This window comes from Myxacorys almedinensis A, from assembly GCF_010091945.1.
Classification (GTDB): domain Bacteria; phylum Cyanobacteriota; class Cyanobacteriia; order Leptolyngbyales; family Leptolyngbyaceae; genus Myxacorys; species Myxacorys almedinensis.
In genome coordinates, this window is sequence record NZ_WVIE01000001.1 from 178,731 (window position 1) to 200,904 (window position 22,174).

Annotated in this window: 19 protein-coding genes; 13 read left to right on the forward strand and 6 right to left on the reverse strand. The window is 50.1% G+C overall.

Annotated elements, in window-relative coordinates; all coding sequences use genetic code 11:
* Nucleotides 1-134 precede the first annotated feature (134 nt).
* The 10 genes from GS601_RS00835 to GS601_RS00875 all read left to right on the forward strand — a co-directional run bounded on the left by GS601_RS00835 (nucleotide 135) and on the right by GS601_RS00875 (nucleotide 11,037).
* A complete protein-coding gene (locus tag GS601_RS00835; protein ID WP_162421251.1) occupies nucleotides 135-386 on the forward strand; it encodes a hypothetical protein in 252 nt (83 codons plus the stop codon).
* Between the two features lie 83 nt (nucleotides 387-469).
* Complete coding sequence (mltA, locus tag GS601_RS00840; protein WP_162421252.1) at nucleotides 470-1,711, forward strand: murein transglycosylase A; 1,242 nt, start codon at nucleotides 470-472, stop codon at nucleotides 1,709-1,711.
* Between the two features lie 248 nt (nucleotides 1,712-1,959).
* A complete protein-coding gene (locus tag GS601_RS00845) occupies nucleotides 1,960-3,879 on the forward strand; it encodes a cation:proton antiporter (protein WP_162421253.1) in 1,920 nt (639 codons plus the stop codon).
* 242 nt (nucleotides 3,880-4,121) lie between these two features.
* Nucleotides 4,122-5,810, forward strand: a complete 1,689-nt coding sequence (locus GS601_RS00850) for a DUF4394 domain-containing protein (protein ID WP_162421254.1) — start codon at nucleotides 4,122-4,124, stop codon at nucleotides 5,808-5,810.
* A 203-nt stretch (nucleotides 5,811-6,013) separates the two neighbouring features.
* The gene (locus GS601_RS23470; RefSeq protein ID WP_274381917.1) at nucleotides 6,014-6,385 is read left to right on the forward strand and encodes a PDDEXK family nuclease; all 372 of its coding nucleotides are present in this window, start codon (nucleotides 6,014-6,016) and stop codon (nucleotides 6,383-6,385) included.
* A complete protein-coding gene (locus GS601_RS23475; RefSeq protein WP_274381918.1) occupies nucleotides 6,286-6,633 on the forward strand; it encodes a Uma2 family endonuclease in 348 nt (115 codons plus the stop codon). The genes GS601_RS23470 and GS601_RS23475 overlap by 100 nt, the downstream gene beginning before the upstream one ends.
* A 99-nt stretch (nucleotides 6,634-6,732) precedes the next feature.
* The gene (acnB, locus tag GS601_RS00860) at nucleotides 6,733-9,324 is read left to right on the forward strand and encodes a bifunctional aconitate hydratase 2/2-methylisocitrate dehydratase (RefSeq protein ID WP_162421255.1); all 2,592 of its coding nucleotides are present in this window, start codon (nucleotides 6,733-6,735) and stop codon (nucleotides 9,322-9,324) included.
* An 85-nt stretch (nucleotides 9,325-9,409) separates the two neighbouring features.
* A complete protein-coding gene (locus GS601_RS00865; RefSeq protein WP_162421256.1) occupies nucleotides 9,410-10,099 on the forward strand; it encodes a Uma2 family endonuclease in 690 nt (229 codons plus the stop codon).
* A gap of 144 nt (nucleotides 10,100-10,243) precedes the next feature.
* Nucleotides 10,244-10,819 (forward strand): hypothetical protein, encoded by a 576-nt coding sequence (locus GS601_RS00870; RefSeq protein WP_162421257.1) that lies wholly within the window; start codon nucleotides 10,244-10,246, stop codon nucleotides 10,817-10,819.
* A 74-nt stretch (nucleotides 10,820-10,893) separates the two neighbouring features.
* The gene (locus tag GS601_RS00875; RefSeq protein ID WP_162421258.1) at nucleotides 10,894-11,037 is read left to right on the forward strand and encodes a hypothetical protein; all 144 of its coding nucleotides are present in this window, start codon (nucleotides 10,894-10,896) and stop codon (nucleotides 11,035-11,037) included.
* On the opposite strand, the gene GS601_RS00880 is transcribed toward GS601_RS00875, so the two are convergent.
* On the reverse strand, nucleotides 11,032-11,898 hold the full coding sequence (locus tag GS601_RS00880) for a tRNA (5-methylaminomethyl-2-thiouridine)(34)-methyltransferase MnmD (RefSeq protein ID WP_238392876.1): 867 nt from the start codon (nucleotides 11,896-11,898) through the stop codon (nucleotides 11,032-11,034). The genes GS601_RS00875 and GS601_RS00880 overlap by 6 nt on opposite strands.
* A gap of 680 nt (nucleotides 11,899-12,578) precedes the next feature.
* On the opposite strand from GS601_RS00880, the gene GS601_RS00885 reads away from it, so the two are divergent.
* On the forward strand, nucleotides 12,579-12,851 hold the full coding sequence (locus GS601_RS00885) for a GlsB/YeaQ/YmgE family stress response membrane protein (RefSeq protein ID WP_420800298.1): 273 nt from the start codon (nucleotides 12,579-12,581) through the stop codon (nucleotides 12,849-12,851).
* Nucleotides 12,852-13,019: 168 nt separating this feature from the next.
* Here GS601_RS00885 and GS601_RS00890 read toward each other — a convergent pair whose 3' ends face one another.
* A complete protein-coding gene (locus GS601_RS00890; protein ID WP_162421260.1) occupies nucleotides 13,020-13,286 on the reverse strand; it encodes an RNA recognition motif domain-containing protein in 267 nt (88 codons plus the stop codon).
* A gap of 558 nt (nucleotides 13,287-13,844) precedes the next feature.
* On the opposite strand from GS601_RS00890, the gene fba reads away from it, so the two are divergent.
* Complete coding sequence (fba, locus tag GS601_RS00895; RefSeq protein WP_162421261.1) at nucleotides 13,845-14,924, forward strand: class II fructose-bisphosphate aldolase; 1,080 nt, start codon at nucleotides 13,845-13,847, stop codon at nucleotides 14,922-14,924.
* 122 nt (nucleotides 14,925-15,046) lie between these two features.
* Here fba and GS601_RS00900 read toward each other — a convergent pair whose 3' ends face one another.
* The 4 genes from GS601_RS00900 to GS601_RS00915 form a co-directional block, all read right to left on the reverse strand.
* Entirely contained in the window at nucleotides 15,047-16,945 is a 1,899-nt protein-coding gene (locus tag GS601_RS00900) for a DNA polymerase III subunit gamma/tau (protein WP_162421262.1), read from the reverse strand.
* Nucleotides 16,946-16,950: 5 nt separating this feature from the next.
* Nucleotides 16,951-17,256 carry a hypothetical protein gene (locus tag GS601_RS00905; protein WP_162421263.1) on the reverse strand — a complete coding sequence of 102 codons (306 nt, stop codon included), beginning with the start codon at nucleotides 17,254-17,256 and terminating at the stop codon, nucleotides 16,951-16,953.
* A 41-nt stretch (nucleotides 17,257-17,297) separates the two neighbouring features.
* Entirely contained in the window at nucleotides 17,298-18,071 is a 774-nt protein-coding gene (gene aqpZ, locus GS601_RS00910) for an aquaporin Z (protein ID WP_162421264.1), read from the reverse strand.
* Between the two features lie 506 nt (nucleotides 18,072-18,577).
* The gene (locus GS601_RS00915; RefSeq protein ID WP_162421265.1) at nucleotides 18,578-19,789 is read right to left on the reverse strand and encodes a glycosyltransferase; all 1,212 of its coding nucleotides are present in this window, start codon (nucleotides 19,787-19,789) and stop codon (nucleotides 18,578-18,580) included.
* A gap of 687 nt (nucleotides 19,790-20,476) precedes the next feature.
* Between GS601_RS00915 and hpsL the strand changes: the two genes are divergently transcribed.
* Nucleotides 20,477-22,126 carry a hormogonium polysaccharide biosynthesis protein HpsL gene (hpsL, locus tag GS601_RS00920; RefSeq protein ID WP_162421266.1) on the forward strand — a complete coding sequence of 550 codons (1,650 nt, stop codon included), beginning with the start codon at nucleotides 20,477-20,479 and terminating at the stop codon, nucleotides 22,124-22,126.
* Nucleotides 22,127-22,174 lie beyond the last annotated feature (48 nt).

Here is a 22,174-nt window from a genome sequence, read left to right on the forward strand (position 1 = left end):
GTTAACAATGTGCTGGAGCGGCAGGCACAGTTTTTGCGCTTCGTTTTAGCTATATCTGTCGCCGCTCATCTTCACCGTTACTTCCGCAGACTTCGCGCCCATACTAACGGGGTCATGTTACGGAGTAATCACTTATGCCTAGAACACCCAGCGAATTTGCAGTGCATCTCATGCTCGAAGGTGGTCATCGCGAAGAAGTCAGATTTGCCACTATTCAAGACTTTCAAAAATGGTATAGCGGAGAACTTGTTCCCAAAGCCACCTCCGACGATTTCATCAGCGTACCGATCAAAAATATTCAAGGAGAATATATGGTCGTTCGTCCGGCACGGGTGGTAAGTATTCGAGTCGAGCCGATGTTTGCTGGCAGCGTCGATCGCTATTAAGCGCCCCCACCGCGTAAAGAGGAACGCAGGAACTTAGAATAGTCTAATTCTGTCGAATTTCATTGTCTTACGTTGTGCGGTCTATGAAACGGTTATCGATTACTAGCGCGGCTCGTGTTTTGGGGTTAGCCAGTTTGGCAGTCGCGCTTAGCCTCTTCGGCAACGGTGGAGAAACCCTTCGGCACGCTCTCCTGCAACGCGCGATCGCAAAGCCGACTCCCGGCGCGGTTGAAAACTCTCCAATCCCCAAACCGCCTCAGCAAGGCTCTCCGCTTACCCTCCAGCCTGCGTCAAAGAATGCCAATTTTGGGTTAGATGATCAGGTGCTGCGCGATCGCAATGCCCTGATTCGCAGCATCGATCACAGCTTGCGCTATCTCCAAACCCCAAAAGCTGCCGAAGCCTATCGTCGATATCCGGTCAAAGAGGTGAGCCGCGATCGCGTTGAGCGAAGTTTGCGCCGCTTCCGGCAACTCACCTTGCAATCTCGCTCTGCCACAGAACTGCAAACATCGGTTCTCAAAGAATTTGCGCTGTATCAATCGGTCGGCAACGACAATCAAGGCACCGTCGGCTTCACGGGTTACTTCGAGCCGGTTCATGCTGCTAGCCGAGTCCGCACCGCAGAGTATCGCTATCCCCTCTTTCGCTTACCGCCTGGCTTTGACACCTGGAAAGGCAAGCTCACCCGCGAAGATCTAGAAGGAAAAGACGGCTTACAAACCTCTCGGTTGAAAGGATCAGAACTGGTGTGGATGCGCGATCGCTTGGAAGCCTTTTTGGTTCAAGTTCAAGGGTCAGCGCGGCTAACGTTCACCGATGGCAGCACCATGACGATCGGCGTTGCAGGGCTAACTGACCAACCCTACACCGGAATTGGACACGAACTCGTTAAAGACGGCAAACTCCGCCTCGAAGACTTGCAGCTTCCGAACGTGATTCAATATTTTAGGCAGAATCCCGCCGATCTCAATGTCTATCTGCCTCGAAACCAGCGATTTGTCTTCTTCCGGGATACAGGCGGCGCACCGGCGATCGGGAGTTTAGGCGTTCCAGTGACCGCAGAACGCTCGATCGCCACCGACAAAGCTCTGATGCCGCCCGGAGCCTTGGCTTTAATTCAAACTCAGCTACCCATCCTGACTGCCGCTCGTCAGCTAGAGCAGCGCCCTGTCAACCGCTACGTCCTCGACCAAGATACCGGAGGCGCAATCAAAGGGGCAGGTCGGGTCGATGTTTTCATGGGCACTGGAGCGCAAGCCGGGGATAAAGCAGGGTTAGTCAATGCGACGGGGCAACTTTACTATCTGTTGCTCAAATCATAAGCCGGAACTGGGCTGAGGCTGGCAACCCGTCCCATACACCAACGTTCAACCTCAGAGGGCATGGCTTAGCAACGGCGTCTAACTGCCCCCAAGTGTGCATTCCGAACTACAGTAATGGTAGGTTGTACAGTGTCCTGGGGTTTGAGCATTTAGAGGTCAGCACGTCAGAGAAACTATCCTTCGCGATTCTTCTCTGCTTGCAAGGTGTTGAGCCACTCCTCTTGCCTCATCCCTTCGCGTTCCCGTCTATGAATTCATCCTTAGATATCACCTTGCAAATTGTGATCACCGTCATTGCGGGGATTGCAGCACAAGTGATCGCAGAATTTGTTCAGGTTCCTGGCATCGTTTTTTTGCTGCTCATCGGAATTTTGCTTGGACCTAGCGTTTTAGGGTGGCTTCATCCTGATCAGTTGGGCGTTGGGTTAGAGGTGATGGTGTCTCTGCTCGTTGCCATCATTTTGTTTGAAGGAGGATTTAATTTACAGCTACGAGAACTGGGGCGCGTTTCAGACAGCTTGCGAAATCTTGTCACGGTGGGCACGCTCATCACCATGATTGGCGGTGGCATGGCGGCGCATTGGTTGAGTGAGTTTCCTTGGTCGATCGCCTTTCTCTACGGAGCCTTGGTTGTGGTCACGGGGCCTGTAGTCATCAATTCACTGCTACGACATGTAAAAGTGGATCGACAAGTGGCAACATTACTTGAGGGAGAAGGCGTTTTCATCGATCCGCTTGGGGCAATTTTGGCAGTTGTGGTGCTCAACGTTTTGCTTACAGATGATCCAAATCCGCTCAGCATTGGGGGGGATCTGTTGATTCGCATTGGCATCGGCGGGGGCATTGGCGCGATCGGGGGCGGTTTGATGGGAGTTGTTCTCAAACGCGCTAAGTTCTTGTCTGAAGACCTCAAAAATCTGGTTGTGCTGGCGGGTCTGTGGGGCTTTTTTGGCTTGGCTCAAACAATTCGTAGTGAAGCGGGGTTAATGGCAACTGTGGTGTCAGGCATTGTTCTAAGAGCGTTGGCACTGCCAGAAGAGCGGTTGTTAAAGCGTTTCAAAGGGCAGCTAACGATTTTAGCGACTTCAGTGTTGTTTATTTTGCTCTCTGCGGATCTGTCGATCGCTGGAATTTTAGCGTTGGGATGGGGTGGGTTATTCACCGTTCTTGCTCTGATGGTTATTGTGCGCCCGTTTAGTATTTTGCTCTGCACATGGAATAGCGACCTCAATTGGCGTCAAAAGGTTTTTCTAAGCTGGATTGCGCCCAGAGGAATTATTGCAGCTTCTGTTGCATCTCTGTTTGCAATTCTACTAACGCAGCGTGGTATTAATGGTGGCGATTCGATTAAGGCACTTGTGTTTTTAACAATCATCTTAACGGTTGTTCTCCAGTCTATTTCAGCCCAAGCGATCGCAAATCTTTTACAAATCACCTCCAAAGAATCCACAGGCATTGTGATTGTGGGATGTAACCGATTGAGTCTCCTGATCGCTCGTCTGTTTTTAGAACGAGGCGAACCGGTTTCCTTGATCGACACTGATCCTGATGCTTTCCCAGAAGTATTAGATTCTAATATCAAGACATTTGTAAGCAGTGCCCTCGATACCGAAGTTTTGGAAAAGGCTGGACTCGCTTCTAGTGGAACCTTTCTTGCGTTAACCAATAATGGTGAGGTCAACGCTGTAGTAGCGCAGCGGGCGGTAGAAGAATTTGCGCCGCCGCGAGTTTTAGCGGTTTTTCCTGGAGATGCTCAGGGGACGGCTTTACCAAAAGTTCAGCAAGCATTTAGCACTCACCTGCTTGTCAAAACCTGGAATGAGTATTTGACCAAGGGAGACATTAAGTTGGGAGAAACTACGCTCAGAGAAGAGGGGTTGGAGTTTCAAAAAGCACACTTACGAGCCTTGATCGAGGCTGGCAGCGTCTTGCCGCTGTTGTTAGAGCGTGATGCGAAGCAGTCTACGCTGGGGAGCCATCGCAGTTTTCAAGTGTTTCCTGCCGAAGCCGACTGGCAAATCAGCGATCGCTTAATCTACTTGCTCTACGATCCAAAACCCAAATTGCTCAAACTCTTATCAGGTTCAAGCCAACTCCGCCTCACGCTAGAAGAATTGCCGGAAATTGAAGAGATTCCACTGCTGGAAAGTGCATCCGGTCGCGAGTAACCAGCGATCGCGTCTCTGGTGCCCCTTATTTAGAACTGATGTCTCTTAGCGACAGACATTCGTTTAACAGCAGCAGTTTTTTGATCATGAAACCAAAAATCAGCAGACCCGGCAAGACAAATCTAAATGGGGTTTGTAGATCACATGAACCATAAAAAGATCTGTAACACTACTGATGTTGCACGCATCCGATTTGCGGTGGGCAGCGTACCGTTATTGTCCCAACTCACTCATACCTGACAATGACTTCCTACAACACCGACAAAATCCTCAATCAGTTGGATCAAGCACTCAGTGGTATTGGAGTACAAGACAATGGAACGATTCGCGATCCGATCAGTCAGTTTTTGTCTGCCTCAAAGGTAGACTTGTCTGACAGCACACTCAGACGATTTCTCAGATCCTTAAAAAAGGATTCTCCTAAGCCTGATCCAACCACATCTGATTTTGTAGGGCTGACGGCTAAAAATGACCTGGCATTCTTCAATGCGGATAATTTGAGTAGTGTCACCACCGTTGATGTCACGGGGCTACAACGTCATGAAACGTTGCTGGGCATTGACTTTCGCCCCAACACAGGTGAACTTTTTGGCGTCGGCAGCAGCGATCGCCTTTACACGATCGATGTGACGACTGGCGCGGCTACTCAAGTTGGGAGTGGCACGTTTGCCGTAGACCTAGACGGCAAAGCGCTAGGCGTTGACTTTAACCCTGTGGTTGACCGCATCCGAGTCGTCAGTGATGCCGGTCAAAACCTGCGGCTCAATCCTGACACCGGAGCCGTGGTGGATAGCAACCCGATGATGGATGGAGTGCAGCCGGACGGCAACCTCAACGGAGCCACCGACTCCATTGTGGCAACTGCTTACACCAACAGCTTTACAGGGACGACTTCGACCACTCAATACGGCATCGATGCAGAGACTGACCAACTCTTCATCCAAGCCCCCCCGAACGCTGGCACCCAAACTCTGGTCGGTGCGTTGGGGGTTGATTTTGCAGCGGGTGCGGGCTTTGATATTGTGTTCAAGGATGGTATGAACTCTGCCTTTGCCACGTCTAACTCATCGCTGTATTCGATTGACCTGCAATCAGGCGCGGCTACTCTCCTGGGTAATGTCAAGGATGGGAAAAAAACAATTGACCTAGTTGGCTTTGCTGGAAGAAGCCCAATTGTGAAGCCCGATCCCACGAAAGCCGAGTTTGTGGGGCTGACTGATTCCAGCGATTTAGTGTTCTTCAATTCTAATGCGCTAAACAATGTCACCACCGTTGATGTCACGGGGCTACAATGTCATGAAACGTTGCTGGGCATTGACTTTCGCCCCAACACAGGTGAACTTTTTGGCGTCGGCAGCAGCGATCGCCTTTACACGATCGATGTGACGACTGGCGCGGCTACTCAAGTTGGGAGTGGCACGTTTGCCGTAGACCTAGACGGCAAAGCGCTAGGCGTTGACTTTAACCCTGTGGTTGACCGCATCCGAGTCGTCAGTGATGCCGGTCAAAACCTGCGGCTCAATCCTGACACCGGAGCCGTGGTGGATAGCAACCCGATGATGGATGGAGTGCAGCCGGACGGCAACCTCAACGGAGCCACCGACTCCATTGTGGCAACTGCTTACACCAACAGCTTTACAGGGACGACTTCGACCACTCAATACGGCATCGATGCAGAGACTGACCAACTCTTCATCCAAGCCCCCCCGAACGCTGGCACCCAAACTCTGGTCGGTGCGTTGGGGGTTGATTTTGCAGCGGGTGCGGGCTTTGATATTGTGTTCAAGGATGGTATGAACTCTGCCTTTGCCACGTCTAACTCATCGCTGTATTCGATTGACCTGCAATCAGGCGCGGCTACTCTCCTGGGTAATGTCAAGGATGGAGTAACCCCCGTTAAGTTGACTGGGTTTGCAGCAACTGGAATGTAAGTCTTGCAACGTCAGATCACGGTCGTGTGGCAGCGGCGAGTGTGCTGTCAGTCGCCTGGCGATCGCTCAAATTCTCATTGCAGGATTTGAGCGATCGTTTTTTGTATTAGAAACTGTTTGTAAAATGAGCGATTGGATCAGCGATTAGAGCCTAGTACCAGAGTGAATCGCTTACGATAAAACTAGTAGCGAGGAATGCAGCGATGGTTCTTCTTCAAGATTGGCTCACTCGACTTCAGGCAGACGATCCCGAAGAACGGCAAATTATTAGTGGCGTGAGTTGGAAGCAGTACGAGGAATTGCTCTTAGAACACAGCGATACCTCTACCTACCGCATCACCTACTTAGATGGAATTTTAGAACTCATGTCCCCTAGCCGTCGCCACGAAGATCGGAAAACAAATATTGGCTCTCTGCTAGAGGACTACTTCAAAGAAAAGCGCATTCGAAAGAAAAGCGCATTCGGTACTTTCCAATGGGGTCTACCACCCTGCGTAATCAAGCCAAACGAGGCGGGGCGGAGCCAGATGAATCCTACTGCATTGGAACGAATAAAGAGTTTCCGGATCTCGTGATTGAGGTTGTTGTTACAAGCGGCAGCGTTGACAAATTAGAAGTTTATCGACGATTACAGGTTCAGGAAGTTTGGTTTGTCAAAACGGATTACTTCGAGGTTCATCATTTGCGCGAAACTGGATACGAACAGATTGAAAGAAGTGAAATTCTGTCCGATTTGGATCTTGATCTATTGGCACAGTATGCAGTCGCAGATGATCCGCTTGACGCCGCTTTAGCATTTCGGCAGAAGATTCAATCTGTCTGAGATGTCAGCATAAACTGACCAAATAGTTGAAACTACCCTTCTTAAAACCGCACAATCTTTAGAATGCGAATTGAACCTACAAGTAAGAACGATTCCACTATGCTCGAATCCTACCGTCAACACGTAGCCGAACGTTCGGCTTTAGGCATTCCTCCGTTGCCGTTGAGCGCTCAACAAACCTCTGACTTATGCGAATTACTGAAGAATCCACCTGCGGGTGAAGAAACGTTTTTGCTCAGTTTGCTGCGCGATCGCATTCCGCCAGGAGTGGATCAAGCGGCGTATGTCAAAGCCGGATTTTTGAGTGCCGTTGCCAAAGGAGATGTGACCAGCCCACTGGTCTCGCGCCAAGATGCTGTTGAATTGCTCGGTACGATGATGGGCGGCTACAACGTGCAGTCGCTGATCGAATTGCTGCAAGATGCGGATGCAGACATTGCAGCAACAGCGGTGACTGCCCTCAGCAAAATCTTGTTGGTCTATGACGCCTTTCACGATGTCCAAGAACTAGCAGACAGTGGCAATGCCTCTGCAAAGCAAGTGATGGATTCGTGGGCAAACGCTGAGTGGTTTACCCAGCGTCCCCAACTGCCAGAGGCAATGACCGTCACGGTGTTCAAAGTGCCAGGAGAAACCAACACCGATGATTTGTCCCCGGCAACGCAAGCCACGACTCGCCCGGATATTCCGCTCCATGCGTTGGCAATGCTAGAAACTCGTCAGCCTGGATCACTCGATGCGATCGCACAGTTAAAGCAGAAAGGGCATCCCGTTGCCTACGTGGGGGATGTCGTGGGAACCGGATCGTCGCGCAAATCGGCAATTAATTCAGTGCTGTGGCAGGTGGGCAATGATATTCCGTTTGTGCCCAACAAGCGAGCGGGCGGCTATATTTTAGGCGGCAAAATTGCCCCGATTTTCTTCAATACCGCCGAAGATTCGGGCGCACTACCGATCGAATGTGATGTCACACAGATGAATACGGGGGATGTGATCACGATCTATCCCTATAAAGGTGAAATCACCAACGAGGCTGGCACCGTGATTTCTACCTTCACGCTCAAGCCCGACACGATTTTAGATGAAGTGCAAGCAGGCGGACGAATTCCGCTCTTGATTGGTCGCACCCTGACCGACAAAACTCGCATCGCGTTGGGCCTTGAGCCTAGCGATCGCTTCACCCGTCCTCAACTGCCCGCAGATACAGGCAAAGGCTTTACCCTCGCGCAGAAAATGGTAGGCAAAGCTTGTGGTCTCCCCGGTGTGCGTCCTGGAGCCTCGTGTGAACCCGTGATGACCACCGTAGGGTCTCAAGACACAACCGGACCCATGACCCGCGATGAATTGAAAGAATTAGCCTGTCTTGGCTTTAGTGCAGACCTGGTGATGCAGAGTTTCTGTCACACCGCCGCCTATCCCAAGCCAGTGGACATAGCGACCCATCAAGAGTTGCCCGATTTTATTAACTCTCGCGGTGGCGTTTCGCTGCGCCCAGGCGATGGCATCATTCACTCGTGGCTCAACCGCATGCTGCTGCCCGACACTGTAGGAACGGGTGGCGATTCTCATACCCGGTTTCCGCTCGGAATTTCGTTTCCGGCAGGTTCTGGTCTGGTTGCGTTTGCGGCGGCGTTGGGGGCAATGCCGTTAGATATGCCTGAATCGGTGTTGGTTCGCTTTAAGGGCACGCTGCAACCGGGTGTGACGCTGCGCGATATTGTGAACGCGATTCCCTATGTCGCGATGCAGAATGGAAAGCTAACGGTTGCCAAGGAAAATAAGCAAAACGTCTATTCTGGCAAAATTATTGAGATGGAAGGACTGCCCGATCTCAAGCTAGAGCAAGCGTTTGAGCTAACCGATGCCACGGCAGAACGATCGGCGGCAGGCTGTACGATCGCCCTGGGCATTGACACGGTTGCAGAATATCTGCGATCGAATGTGGCGTTGCTGAAAAACATGGTGGCTCGTGGCTACGGGGATGCCCGCACCATTCTCCGCCGTGTTGGCAAAATGGAGGACTGGTTAGCCGATCCTCACCTGATGCAAGCCGATGCCGATGCAGAATATGCCGACATCATTGACGTTGACCTCGATCAGATCACAGAACCCCTCGTCGCGGCTCCCAACGATCCGGACAACATTAAACTGATGTCCGAATGTGCAGGTAACTCGATCGAAGAAGTCTTTATCGGCTCCTGTATGACAAATATCGGTCATTATCGTGCGGCTGCCAAAATCCTTGAAGGCGCAGGCAACGTCAAGGTTCGTCTTTGGGTTGCGCCACCAACCCGCATGGATGAGGAGCAACTTCGCGAAGAGGGCGTGTATGGCATCTTTGAGGCGGCTGGAGCCAGAACCGAAATGCCTGGATGCTCGCTTTGCATGGGCAATCAAGCTCGCGTTGCCGACGACTCAACCGTGTTTTCCACCTCGACTCGTAACTTCAACAACCGCTTAGGCAAAGGCGCTCAAGTTTACCTTGGCTCCGCAGAACTAGCGGCAGTGTGTGCCTTGTTGGGTAAAATGCCAACGCTGACTGAGTACATGGAGATTGTGCAGCACAAGATCGATCCGTTTGCGGCAGATCTTTATCGCTATCTCAACTTCGATCAAATTACCGGATTTGCCGATCAAGGGCGGGTTGTCTCGAAAGCAGAAGAAGAAACGTTAGTTGCGATCGCAGGCTGATCACACCCGATTTGGATTTAGGGTGGGCAGCCCACCCTAACCGTTGAGGCGTCATAATAAACTTAATTTCATCCCTCCTATTCCTATGAGTTTTACTAAGCTCAGCGATCGCACCGCTACCCTATTAGAAAAGCCTTGTCGATGGCAATCTGGAACGTGGAATGATTACTTAGCGCTGCGAGATCATCCGCACTTGGAGCGCCTGCGTATCTTTTTTGATCAAGAGTGGCTGTGGTTTGAAATGGGCAGCGAAGGAATTAATCACTCTAAATTCAGCAATCTTTTGACCATGATGACCGTGCTGTGGAAGCAACGCCATCCAGAGCAGACCATTTCTTCGCTAGGAGGGTGTCAGCTTGAAAAAGTTGGAAAGAAAGCCTGTGCACCTGATTTAGTGATTTATTTAGGTGACGATGTACCCCAGTGGGGGCAAGGACAACGAAGATTTATTAATTTAGACGAGAGCCGGGTTCCTGATTTGGTAGGAGAAATTTCAGACACAACCTTAGCCACGGATTTGGATGAAAAGAAGCGTCTTTATGCAAGCTTGGGTATCCCGGAGTATTGGGTCATTGATGTGCGAGGAAGCCAAATTTTGGCGTTTCAGTTGCAGGAGACAGGCAATTATGAACTCTGCGATCGCTCCCAGGCATTTTCAGGATTAACAATTGCACTTTTAGAACAAACGGTAGAACGATTGGCAACTGAAGCAAACACCGATGCAGCGCTTTGGTTTGCTGAGCAAATTGCCTCCCAATCAATGTCTCAATCCTAGCATCACCGAAGGCATGGAGCTTGTGTAAGGTTTTGGCGAGTGGTGCGAATCTATATCCAAAATCATCCTGCTAACTGCTAAATGCTACCGCTTCTAGAAATTTCCAATGCCTTACCATAAAGACAGACTTATCGGTCACCCATCATGGCAAAGCATAAAAAAGGCAAACCAGAATGGATCAAAGAAACCCTCGACCTCAAAGACGATCATCGCTGGCAGTCGAAACCAGGCTACAAGATCTTTGTGGCTGATCGTGGTGCTGTCCGGTTGGATGTGCCTCAAAACTGGATCTTTGAGCCAGATACCAAATCCTTTCGATTTCTAGATGCCGACCCTCCCAACGACAACTGCCGCCTCGAAGTCTCGTTCAATCGGCTCCCCCAAGGTGACTGGAGCATGTTTCCCCTCAAGCACACCCTAAAGAACATCTTGGCTGACGAAGAGCGAGAGGTAATTTCGATCGGGGAGATCATCACCGAAAAACGCCAAACAGCCCGAATTGTCTGGGCAGAAGTAAAATTTATGGACTCGGAGGAACACCGAGAAGCCTTTTCCCGGATTTGCATTGGCTTGGGGTCAAATGTTCAATGTTTGATCACGTTTGACTATTGGGTAGACGATGCAGAAAAACTGACGCCGGTTTGGGATGAAGTGCTGCGATCGCTGGTTCTCGGTCTCTACATTCGCGATCCTATGACCGGGCTTGCTTTTCCCGATTAACTTTATTGCTCTTTAAACCATGCTAATCACTGATCCTGTCGCGGCTCCTACGGGTGAAAACGTAACTTAGACCCATGGGATTAGTCTTTGGGGTTGCTCACGATGATGCGCCATGTGACAAACAGGGTGAACGCCACAAAACTCCAAACGACAACGGCATCTTGCCAATTCTCAAGAAAGCCCACGCGATCGCTCATCATGCTGCCCTCAATTTATGAAATGCCCCAGCGTCGCCGCCAGCTTGAAGTCGATTCTACCGTTACCGATCGCTGCTCCTGAGCCTGCCTTGCCAAAATGGTCTCTGCCCCATCGTTTAAGCAGGGGTCACGATACGGAATCGCCGCACGAGTCTGCAAATGTTCTTGTTCCATCTGCGACAACGGCTCTAGCAGTTCCCCGCCCCAAGCCGCGATCGTGCCCTGTGCCCAATCGTGGGAACCATGCACCTCACCGAGGGGAATCGTCCCAATCTTAAGCCCTGCTTCGATCAGAGCCGTTCGCACCGACGCCGATCGCGAATAGGTCGAAAGGATTCCAGTTTGCGCCAAGCAGCTTGCAACGCGCTGAAAGAAGTCTACCGTCCAAAGCTGTGGACATCGACGGGGAGAAAACGGATCAAGGAAGATTGCATCCGCCTGAAATCCTCCCTGCATCAAGCTTTGAATAGTTTGTCGAGCATCCCCAATCAACACTCTCGCTTCTAGAGTTGAGTGCTGACAGACCTGATGCTTTGCTAACGTCGTTAAGACCTCCTGAATGGGTGCTGCCCAAGGCTCAAGCAATGCGATCGCACTCATCGGAACGGTGGCATCTAGTTCCAACCCATAAAGCTCAACTCGGCACGCTGGATTGACAGCCCAAATAACTTCTAAAGCCGCCGCCGTGTTGTAGCCCAATCCATAACAAACGTCCAGCAGTTTAAGGCTAGGCTGTTGAGCCTTCTGTGCTAACCGAGTTGCATCTGCAAACTTCTGAAAAGCTTCTGTCTTTGCCCCTTGGCGGCTATGGAAGGCTTCGCCAAATTCGCTGGAAAAGAAAGTATAGGAGCCGTCTTGAGTGAGGAGGTGAGTCCAAGACATTGGAGAGACATCACGAGAGCATCGTGCAGTAGAATTCATGCACTGGAAATGGTAACTGCTTTGCCATCGAGCAAGGCACTCATAGCATCACTTTAGCAATGTTTATCGAAATATTTGGAGCAACTATTTTGCCAGCCATTCAACTATTTTGCCAGCCATTGCTTATAAATCAGTCTGGAATAAGCAGAATAAACCTAGGTCTCATACCAAATTGATTGTTCACTGCAACAGATCCTCGACCCCCCTACCTATGGCATCCCCCTTGGTCAGGAGGGACTTTCCGGCTCCCCGCTTTACTAAGGAGGGGTTGGGGGAGGTCGCACATCTGTAGGATTTACAGATTAATTTGGTATCAAAGTTTGACCAAACCAGGGCAAAGATCAAAATCAGACTGAACATAGCTTACTGATAATCCGATGCATGAGATGCGATCGCGCCCTGTACCACTCGCTGCAATCATCTTTTGACTCATGCTTATTTATGCATAACATGCCTTGCATATACTACTTAAAATCTTCTGACACCTGGGTAAACAGGACAGTGAACAGAGAAATTAATAGAGAACGGAGGCTGCTTTCCCCCTTTTGGTAATTCCTATTATATCCTTCGACAGATTGGATAGGAAACACTAAGTTGGTATTCTGTGCATGTTGAATCTAATTTTTTAGGAGAAATAGGATATGTTGAATCTAATCGCGTGGGCTATCTTAGGTCTAATTGCGGGCGCGATCGCGAAAGCAATCTACCCCGGTACACAAGGCGGCGGCATCCTCGCCACAATGGCACTTGGAATCGTGGGTGCATTTATTGGTGGCAGCCTGTTTAGCCTGCTCACTGAAGGAACTATAGCTCTGACTGCAACAGGTCTGAGCTTTGGTGGCATTTTCGTTGCCGTGATTGGTGCGATCATTGCAATCTTTATCTGGGGATTGCTCACCCGTCGCGCAGCATAAGTTTGTTGGGTTAAGAAACTACTTTAGGGGTCTAGCGTCTTAAAAAATCAAGGTTCTCTCCAGCACGACGAGCGGAGAGAACCTTTTAGTTTTTAACCTCTGCTGACTAGGGGTCAGTGCAGATCATTGCTCATATCAATGCTTGGGCATCTTTGCTTGGGCATCTTTCTAAAACCTTCCTCCCCGCCCTTCTTCTTTGGGCTTCGCCTTATTGACTCTAAGCTGCCTACCCATCCACTCTGCACCATCTAGCTCAGTGATAGCCGCATCTTCATGGGCATCTTCTGCCATTTCTACGAACGCAAAACCGCGCATCCGACCTGTCTCGCGATCGGTAGGCAAAACAACGCGGGTTACAGAGCCATACTCTGCAAACACCGATCTCAAATCATCAACCGTAGCTTGGTAAGACAGGTTTCCAACGTATATTGTCATGAGACTGGTCATCCGAACAAAGAGCAAAACTAGACTCCTGAGTGTTTTAGTCAATTCACCCACTGCTTCTTAGCCGAAACAAGACGATTGACAAAACAGGGTAGGAACCCAGTCTAAATATTGCCCTTAGTTGCAAAATTAATTTTGTCATTAACATCACATTTATTCAGAAAATTGCAGATCTAGACCGTAACCTACCCTGCCATAACGGTATCTTGCACAAACTCAACTTAACGCTTCGCCGCCCGTTAGTTTGTGCATTGATGTCCTATCCTTGGACACCCTTACGCCCAAACCTTTTACCGCACCAGTTACTGTATATATCTATCTCCTGACCCACTTAACCGGCTTAACTTAAGTAGATGACAGTCACAGACTCGCCTCCCCCAGCGCTATTCTCAATGACATAAGAAAATCTAATAGCTATTTCTACCTAATTTGGCGGCTTGATTTGGCAAATCCTACTGACTGGATGAGTAAAATTGCCTTAAGATTGTCGTAATGATTTAAGCGGTTAGATCAAAACTCGCTGACCACAACCACCCAGGAGGACTACTTATGGCGCTCGTACCAATGCGGCTGCTGTTGGATCACGCGGCTGAAAACGGCTACGGCATTCCAGCATTTAACGTCAACAACATGGAGCAGATCCAAGCGATCATGCAAGCTGCCCATGCAACTGACAGCCCTGTGATTTTGCAAGCTTCTCGCGGTGCTCGTTCCTACGCTGGCGAAAACTTCCTGCGTCATCTAATTTTGGCGGCAGTTGAGACCTATCCTCACATCCCCATTACCATGCACCAAGATCATGGTAACGAGCCTGCAACCTGTTACTCTGCGATTAAAAATGGCTTCACGAGCGTCATGATGGATGGCTCGCTGGAAGCGGATGCCAAAACTCCGGCAAGCTATGAGTACAACGTGAATGTTACCCGCGAAGTGGTGAAAGTGGCTCATGCGATCGGGGCATCGGTAGAAGGTGAACTGGGGTGCTTGGGTTCCCTCGAAACGGGCAAAGGCGAGGCAGAAGATGGTCACGGGTTTGAAGGTGAACTCGATCATTCCATGCTGTTAACCGACCCTGACGAAGCGGTTGACTTTGTGCTGCAAACTCAGGTAGATGCGCTGGCAGTTGCGATCGGAACTAGCCACGGTGCATACAAATTTACCCGCAAACCAACGGGCGAAATTCTGGCGATCAGCCGGATTGCGGAAATCAACAAGCGCTTGCCCAACACCCACTTGGTCATGCACGGTTCGTCTTCGGTTCCTGAAGACTTGATCGCGCTGATCAACCAGCACGGGGGTACGATTCCTGAAACCTACGGTGTACCCGTTGAAGAAATTCAAAAGGGCATTCAAAACGGGGTACGTAAGGTGAACATTGATACCGACAACCGTTTGGCAATTACGGCGGCGGTTCGTGAAGCGCTGACCTCCAACACCAAAGAGTTTGACCCCCGCCATTTCCTGAAGCCGTCGATCAAGTACATGCAAAAGGTGTGTGCCGATCGTTACACGGAATTCTGGTGTGCAGGTAACGCTAGCAAGATCAAGCAAGTTGGGGTGGAAATTTACGCCAGCATGTACAAGAAAGGTGACCTTGATCAAGTTGCTAAAACGACTGCTAACGTCTAATTGTTGATTTAACTAAAAAACTGGGTGGTTAGAAAGCTACCCAGTTTTTTATCGAGCAACTAGGTAACGGTTTAGTTGAGGGGAGTCTCTCAAAAACTGCGAAATTCTGCTGACTTTAAAAGTCAAAAGTCTATGTCGTCTTGATCCTCATCTTCTTCGTCTTCCAAATCGTCTAAAGGAGCCTCGTTAAGCGAAGTGACTTGCTCTTCAAACGAGACAGATATTTCGCTCGTGTCGCTTTCTAAATCAACCACGGCTCCGTTGAATGCATCTGCAAGATTGAGTGCGGCTCTGGCGATTTCGTCTTCTTCCCATTCCTGCTGATAGGTTGGATTTGCGCCTGAGAATGAGTCGTCTAGAGGCGCGATCGCAGGGTCTAAATCTTCAGGTTGCGCCTCCGAAAAATTGTCTGTTGAATCTGGTGACTGGGTTGCGGGTTCTGGAGAAATAGCGGTTCTGCTAACAGCGTCGCTCGTTTCACTGACCGTTGTTTCTTTAGCCGCAACGCCGCTTTTTGCAACAACCAGACTGAGCTTGATCTCTGCCCCAACGGTCGTCATAAAAGCGGCTTTAATGTTGCTTATCCGTGTTTGCGCCATGTTCAGCAACTTATCGGATGCAATGCCAACTTTGGCAACTTCTCCGTCAAAGCTTAAGAGACATCCCTGCTGGCGCAAGAGCATTTGTGTGCCCGGCGGCTGAATATTTACAATTACGCGCTGCCAAAGATCGCCCAAGTCTGGGAGGGGAGATGCCGGGGGTTTAGAAAGCGGTGTTGCCTCCTCAAACGCAGCAGCAGACGCCTCTTGTGCTAAAAACGAAGGGGGTTCCGGAGGGATAGATGCTGCTTCATCCGGACGTTGAGGCTTGAACTCGCTCCGGGCGTTTGGCGGCGCTGCCACAGGAACCGTTAGAGGTGGCTGCGCCATCCCTGCTGAAGGTAGCAATCCGAGTAACGTTACTTCTAGCCACAAACGGGGTTGAGTCGTGTTTTTTAATTGCAGTTCGCTATCTTTGAGGTGCTTTTGCCCTGCCAGAATGGTGTGGATATCAAGATTTTTGGCAAAGTCGCACAGTTTTTCCCAAGTTGGGGGCGTGAGTGCCACTAAATCGCCACGGTTTGTAGCCGTTTTTGCGATCAGTAAATCCCGATAGAAACTGGCAAAATTTTGCAAGACGATGAGTGGCTCTCGCCCCCGATCCATGAGTCGCCTTGTCGTGTCGAGAATGGTTTCAGGATTGTTAGATGCGATCGCTTCAGCTAGCGCCATCAAATCTTGCTCTGGAACTGCGCCAACTAAATCCCACACTCGTTCGGCGGTAATTTCCCCGATCAGCAAACTCAGTTGATCGAGCAGGCTTTCGGCATCGCGCAAGCCCCCTTGAGAGATCTGAGCAATCAAGTGCAGGGCGGCTTCGGTGACGGGAATGCTTTCTTTTAGTGCGATCGCGCTTAAATGGTGCACCATCGGCTCAAGAGCAATGCGGCGAAAGTCAAACCGTTGACAGCGAGAAATAATGGTCGGAAGAACGCGCTGAGGATCGGTAGTAGCAAGAATAAAGACAACCCGATCGGGAGGTTCTTCTAACGTTTTTAACAACGCATTGAATGCCGCATTTGAAAGCATATGTACTTCATCAATGACATACACTTTATATCGGCATTGAACCGGCGCAAACTGAGCGCGCTCAATCAGTTCGCGAATGTTATCCACCCCGGTATTGCTCGCGGCATCAATCTCGATCACATCTAGCGCCGAACCATTCGTGATCGTCCGGCACGTTTCGCAGACCCCGCATGGGTGATCGGTCGGGGCATCTGAGGCAATGCAGTTGAGCGATTTTGCAAAAATTCTGGCACTTGATGTCTTTCCGGTTCCCCGCGCGCCGGTGAACAGATAGGCGGGCGCAATTCGATTTTGCAGCAGCGCATTGGAGAGGGTCGTTGCGATCGCAGCTTGCCCCACCAATTGCGTGAACGTTTGGGGACGATATTTATGATGAAGCGGAATGTACGTCACGGGGTTCAGACATCGGTGTGGGATGGATTGATCCTATCAGGCGATTGGCAAATTGGTGGGGTAGCGTTCTGCATCTGATCAGCCAAGCGCCGCGATCGCAACTCCCCTACATGCTCAGCCTGACCCACGTTTGATCTTTTGATCTCATGATCTAGACCCATCTGGTTTTGCTCACTGATGCACCCCGTTGGGTGACGGGTTGGCAATCCAATAGCTCGTTGGAAGAGCCAGGATGGCAACAGATGGAGCGAAGGCCCAGATGGCAAACCGAGTTCTCTCAAGCTCACCGCCCACTCATCCGCTCCATCCATTTTTATTCGTTGTCAACACCCGTTTTAGCCTTCAGCTACCTCTAGACAGGTTCGCGAACTCGTTCGGTTTCTTGGACAACTTCGCTAAACACAGCATTGTAAACCAACCCAGCCAAAACGGCTCCAGCGATCGGTGCCAGCCAGAACAGCCAGACTTGCCCCAGCACATCACCGCCCACAAACAGAGCCGGCCCAAGACTCCGCGCCGGATTTACAGAGGTGTTGGTGACCGGAATGCTGATCAGGTGAATCAAGGTCAGAGCAAACCCAATGGAGAGGGGTGCAAGCGCTTGAGGAGCCCGGCGATCGGTCGAACCCAAAATGATCATTAAAAAGAAAAACGTCATGACGACTTCGATAATTAAAGCCGACAAGAGGGAATAGCCGTCAGGAGAGTGAACGCCGTAGCCATTGGTCGCAAGGGGATTAGAGCCAGTTAGCGCAAATCCAGCCTTGCCGCTAGCGATGACGAAGAGAACGCCTGCCGCCGCGATCGCGCCTAAGCATTGAGCCGCAATATAGCCTGCCAATGTTGATCCTCCTCGAATCCGTTTTGCAACGAAGAGACCAAACGACACTGCCGGGTTGAAGTGACCCCCCGAAATGTGCCCAAACGAATACGCCATCGTCAGCACGGTTAACCCAAAGGCAAGCGAAACCCCGACCAGCCCGATCCCTAGAGGAAACGAGGTAGTGTCACTAATCTTTGTGGCATCTGCGGTATAGGCAGCCGCCAAAACAGCACTACCACAGCCCCCCAAAACCAGCCAGAACGTACCCATAAACTCTGCAATGCAGCGTGTCATTAGAGACATGGTGATCTACTCCTTAGATGTTTAACCCATCGAAATGTTGAAATCGGGCGTTCCTCAACTATTAGTTGAAGATGAAAAAAGAAGGCGAAAGCTGACATTGCACTGCTCAGCAGGACAATGCCACTTCTGCATGCTGAACAACATCAACATCCAAGCACAAAAAAATTTGTGCACAGGAAATGATACCTTGATTTGCTTTATGAAAGCAAAGAAAGAAATATGTAAGTTTTAAGGCTAGAAGATAGCAAATTGCCTTGCTACATAAAAATAAAATAAAGGCTAAAAAACTTGATTATTCGCCCGTTTTAGTGCCATTAATGACGTGCTAAAAACCTGACAGTTTTACTTCTGATTGAAATAATTTGTTAAGCACCAGAAAAGTTTTGCCATGTTCAAATTTTATTTGACAGCTTCAAGTAGCCATGCCTGCGCCATGCTGTAAATCAGGAAATGGCGTTGAATTTCAGCCTCTTGAAACGCACCATTCCGGTACACGCGCTACCCCATCATTGAACGTCCGTAACTCGCCAACTCAGTTTGAGGTTAATCCAAAAATTCCAGAACGTAACAATCGCGATCGCAATTGGTTTTGCCACAAATTCGCTGATCTGAAATAGATCATACATCGCACTCACCAGCAGTGTTTGAAGAATAATTCCCATCAAACAAACGGCGTTAAATTTAAGAAATCGCTTGAGACGCTGCCGTTTTTTGGGCTGCTCTCTTGCCACATCGCCAAACGTCCAAAGGTCATTCCAGCAGAAATTATTGACGACTGCAAGTTCGGCAGAGAGGATCGTGCTACGGGCAATGCCTAAGGTAAACGACGTGCGAAGAAAATAGAAGGCTGCCATGTCCACCACAAACCCACTCAAGCCGACCAACCCAAAGCGCAGAAAGCGACCAATTTGGAAGGTTTCGTTGAGGCGGCTGATGCGCCCTCTAGAGCGCAGTTTCACTAGATGCACCAAATATTCAACATATTGTTTCCACGTCACCTTACTCTCGCCTGCTTGCCGCTCTTGGAACACATAACCAACTTCAGCAATGCGCTGGATCTGCCCGCGCCCAATCACTTCTAGCAAAATCTTGTAGCCGAGAGGGTTGAGCAGACACTGTGCGATCGCACTACGCCTCACCATAAAATAGCCGCTCATCGGATCAGAAACTCGCCCCACCACACCAGGCAAAATAATTAATCCCACGAGTTGCGCCCCCCGCGAGAGAAACCGCCGTATAAAGCCCCAATCGCTCGTGCCGCCCCCTTCCACATGACGACTTGCCACCGCCAAATCTGCCCCAGTACGCAGGGCATGCAGCAGCTTGAGCAACACCTCAGGCGGATGCTGCAAATCTCCATCAATGACGCCTAAAATCTCTCCGTGCGCCCCCTGCCAGCCTCGGATCACTGCCGTTGATAAGCCCCGATCGCTCTGCCGCCGCATCACCCGCAACTGTGGATAAGTTGGCAGCAAGCGCTGAGCCACTTCCCAGGTGCGATCGGGGCTGTCGTCATCCACCACAATGAGTTCGTAATCATTCGGTAACGCCTGATCGAGCAATTGTGTCAAAATCTCAACGATCTGCCCAATATTTCTGCTTTCGTTGTAGGTCGGAACGACCAGGGAAAAGGCAAGCGATCGCTCGGTCGGCAAGCTAGAGATTTGGTAGGCACCCGTTGGCACAGGCAATAGCGCACTAGAGAGGTCGAGATTCATGAATAAACGTGAGCGTCCAAAAAGGGCTATGACGGCTGGTTAGAGAACATATAAATTAAGTCTGGCGCTATGAAGACCTTCGGGCTTCTGAGACCATTGCGTCAACCTTGTCGAGTTAACAAGACTGCAAGTTTAAATATATTGTGCCTCAGAACGCTGCTCTAACATGACAGACAACTGAAGACCCGACGGCAATATGTAGTCTGTCAAAATGTAGTCTGTCAAAGTTGAAATGAGGGACTAGGAGTGGATGGGTTAGAGAGTCGATGGGTGGATGGGTCGCTAATCCAGCCCATCGACTCCTGCACTCATCGACCCCTGCACTCATTGACCCCTGCACTCATCGACCCATCGGCTTAACGTTGACCATCTAATAGGCAGCAACGATGCTTTACCCGGTTGCCTATCTAGCGTTTCTCTCTTAGCCCAAATAGGTGCTGCGATCGCAGGCAGTAAAACAACGGAATTAGCCGTAAATTCACGCATGAATGGAACCCAGCTTTGCAAAAGAGGGATGAAGTATGCGGGCTTTAACGACGTCTTGGGTCTCAACCCTGGTGTTTAATGCTCAATAAACCGACCGGATTTCAACTCATTTAACGTGTTAAACCGATCAGGCTGCTCTTGCGATCAGCGCACCGCGCCACTCTGGGAAAACCAACGCTCTTGCTGTGCCATCTCTCTGCCATGCCAAAGCCAAAACGTCTGTCTAAGCCTGCCTCTCCTACCGAGCCTACTCTGAGCCTCAAAGAGCAATTGGTGCAGAAGCGCAAGGAAGCGCAAGCCCGCAAGGAGGCGATCGGGTTTATTTCGATGACCGTGATGGTCGCGATCGCACTCAGCCTGATGTTAGCGATCGTGGGCGGAGTGAAAGGGGCAATCGGGGGATTCGTGGCGATCGTAGCGATCCTCCTCTCGTTCAAGTTTCCGTGGCAAGCGCTTTATGCGTTTTTAATCTACATGCCGTTTGGTGGAACTATTACCTACGCCGTGGGAGGCGACAATCCCCTATTCCAGCTTGCCAAAGATGGACTGTTTATTCCAGCCCTGATCGGCGTTGTGCAGTACTGCAAACAGCAAAAACTGCCCCTGTTGGTTGTGAAATCGTTAACAACACCGTTCGCGTTGTTATTGGGATATTGCCTTCTCGTTTTGCTGTTTGTCAATGGCGCTCAGCAGTTTGCAGGTCTGTCAAACCAAGCGTCAATTGCCACGGATGCGATCGCAGCGACGGTGCCAAACGAAAAGCCAATTGCTATGGGCATTCTTGGGTTAAAAGTATTGGTCGGCTATGTGCCGCTGATTCCTTGCGCCTACTATTTGATGCGAAAAAAACAGGATGTTTACTGGCTCATGCGGATGACGGCGATCATTGTGATCGTCTGCTGCGGCTTGGCATTTTTGCAGTACATGTTCCTCAAAACTGGGCGATGTGAGGGCACGGTTGGATCGGGGGCAGCCCTATTTAAGGCGTCGCTGTCGGCTCGCTGTCTGGTAGGGGGATCGCTGCTCTACAGTGAAGAACAAGGCGTCATTCGGCTCCCAGGAACGTTTGTAGCGCCATGGCAATGGGGCTGGTTTTTGATTTCGAGTGCTTTCTTTAGTTTTGCCGTCACGTTTTTCGATCGAAACTTTCTCTGGAAAATCATCGGCGGGGTGGCGTTGCTTGGCACGATGATCATGGCGGTCTTGTGCGGACAGCGAATCGCCCTCATGCTGGTGCCGGCAATGATCGTGCTGCAACTGATTACGACTGGACAAGTTGCAAACTTGAAGCGGTTTATTCCGATTGGGATCGGGGTGACACTTGTCCTATTTGTGGCGATGGTGTCTAATCCAGACGTGGTGCAAGAACGGTGGGATAGTGCAGTCGGGCGTTGGAATGCATCGCCGCCGGACTCATTTATTGTTCAGCAGTTTGAGAATGTTTCTAAAGGGACATCTCTGTTAGGAAAAGGGCTAGGACGGGCGACAAATTCTGCCCGGGCCCTTGGAGAAACGGAACTCATTGAAACCTACTATCCAAAAGTAATGTTTGAGATAGGACCGATCGGGGCACTACTGTTTTTGGGTGTAGCAACGTCGCTGACGGGCGCGTGTTTTAAAGCTTATCAGCAGGTGCGCGATCGCAACTTACGCGGCTATGGCGCATCGCTCTGGACGTTTGTTTTATTCATCAGTTACAACACCTATTACTATCCTCTGGATGTTGATCCTGTAGCGGTTTATTACTGGTTTTTTGCAGGAATTGTACTGCGTTTGCCTTATTTAGATCAGCAAGAGCCTATTGTAATTGAAGACGCTAATTCTAAAAAGAAAAAGAAAAAACAAAAGTAGTCTATTTTTTTAGTTCCCATGATTTGTTGTTATCAATAAATATCATTC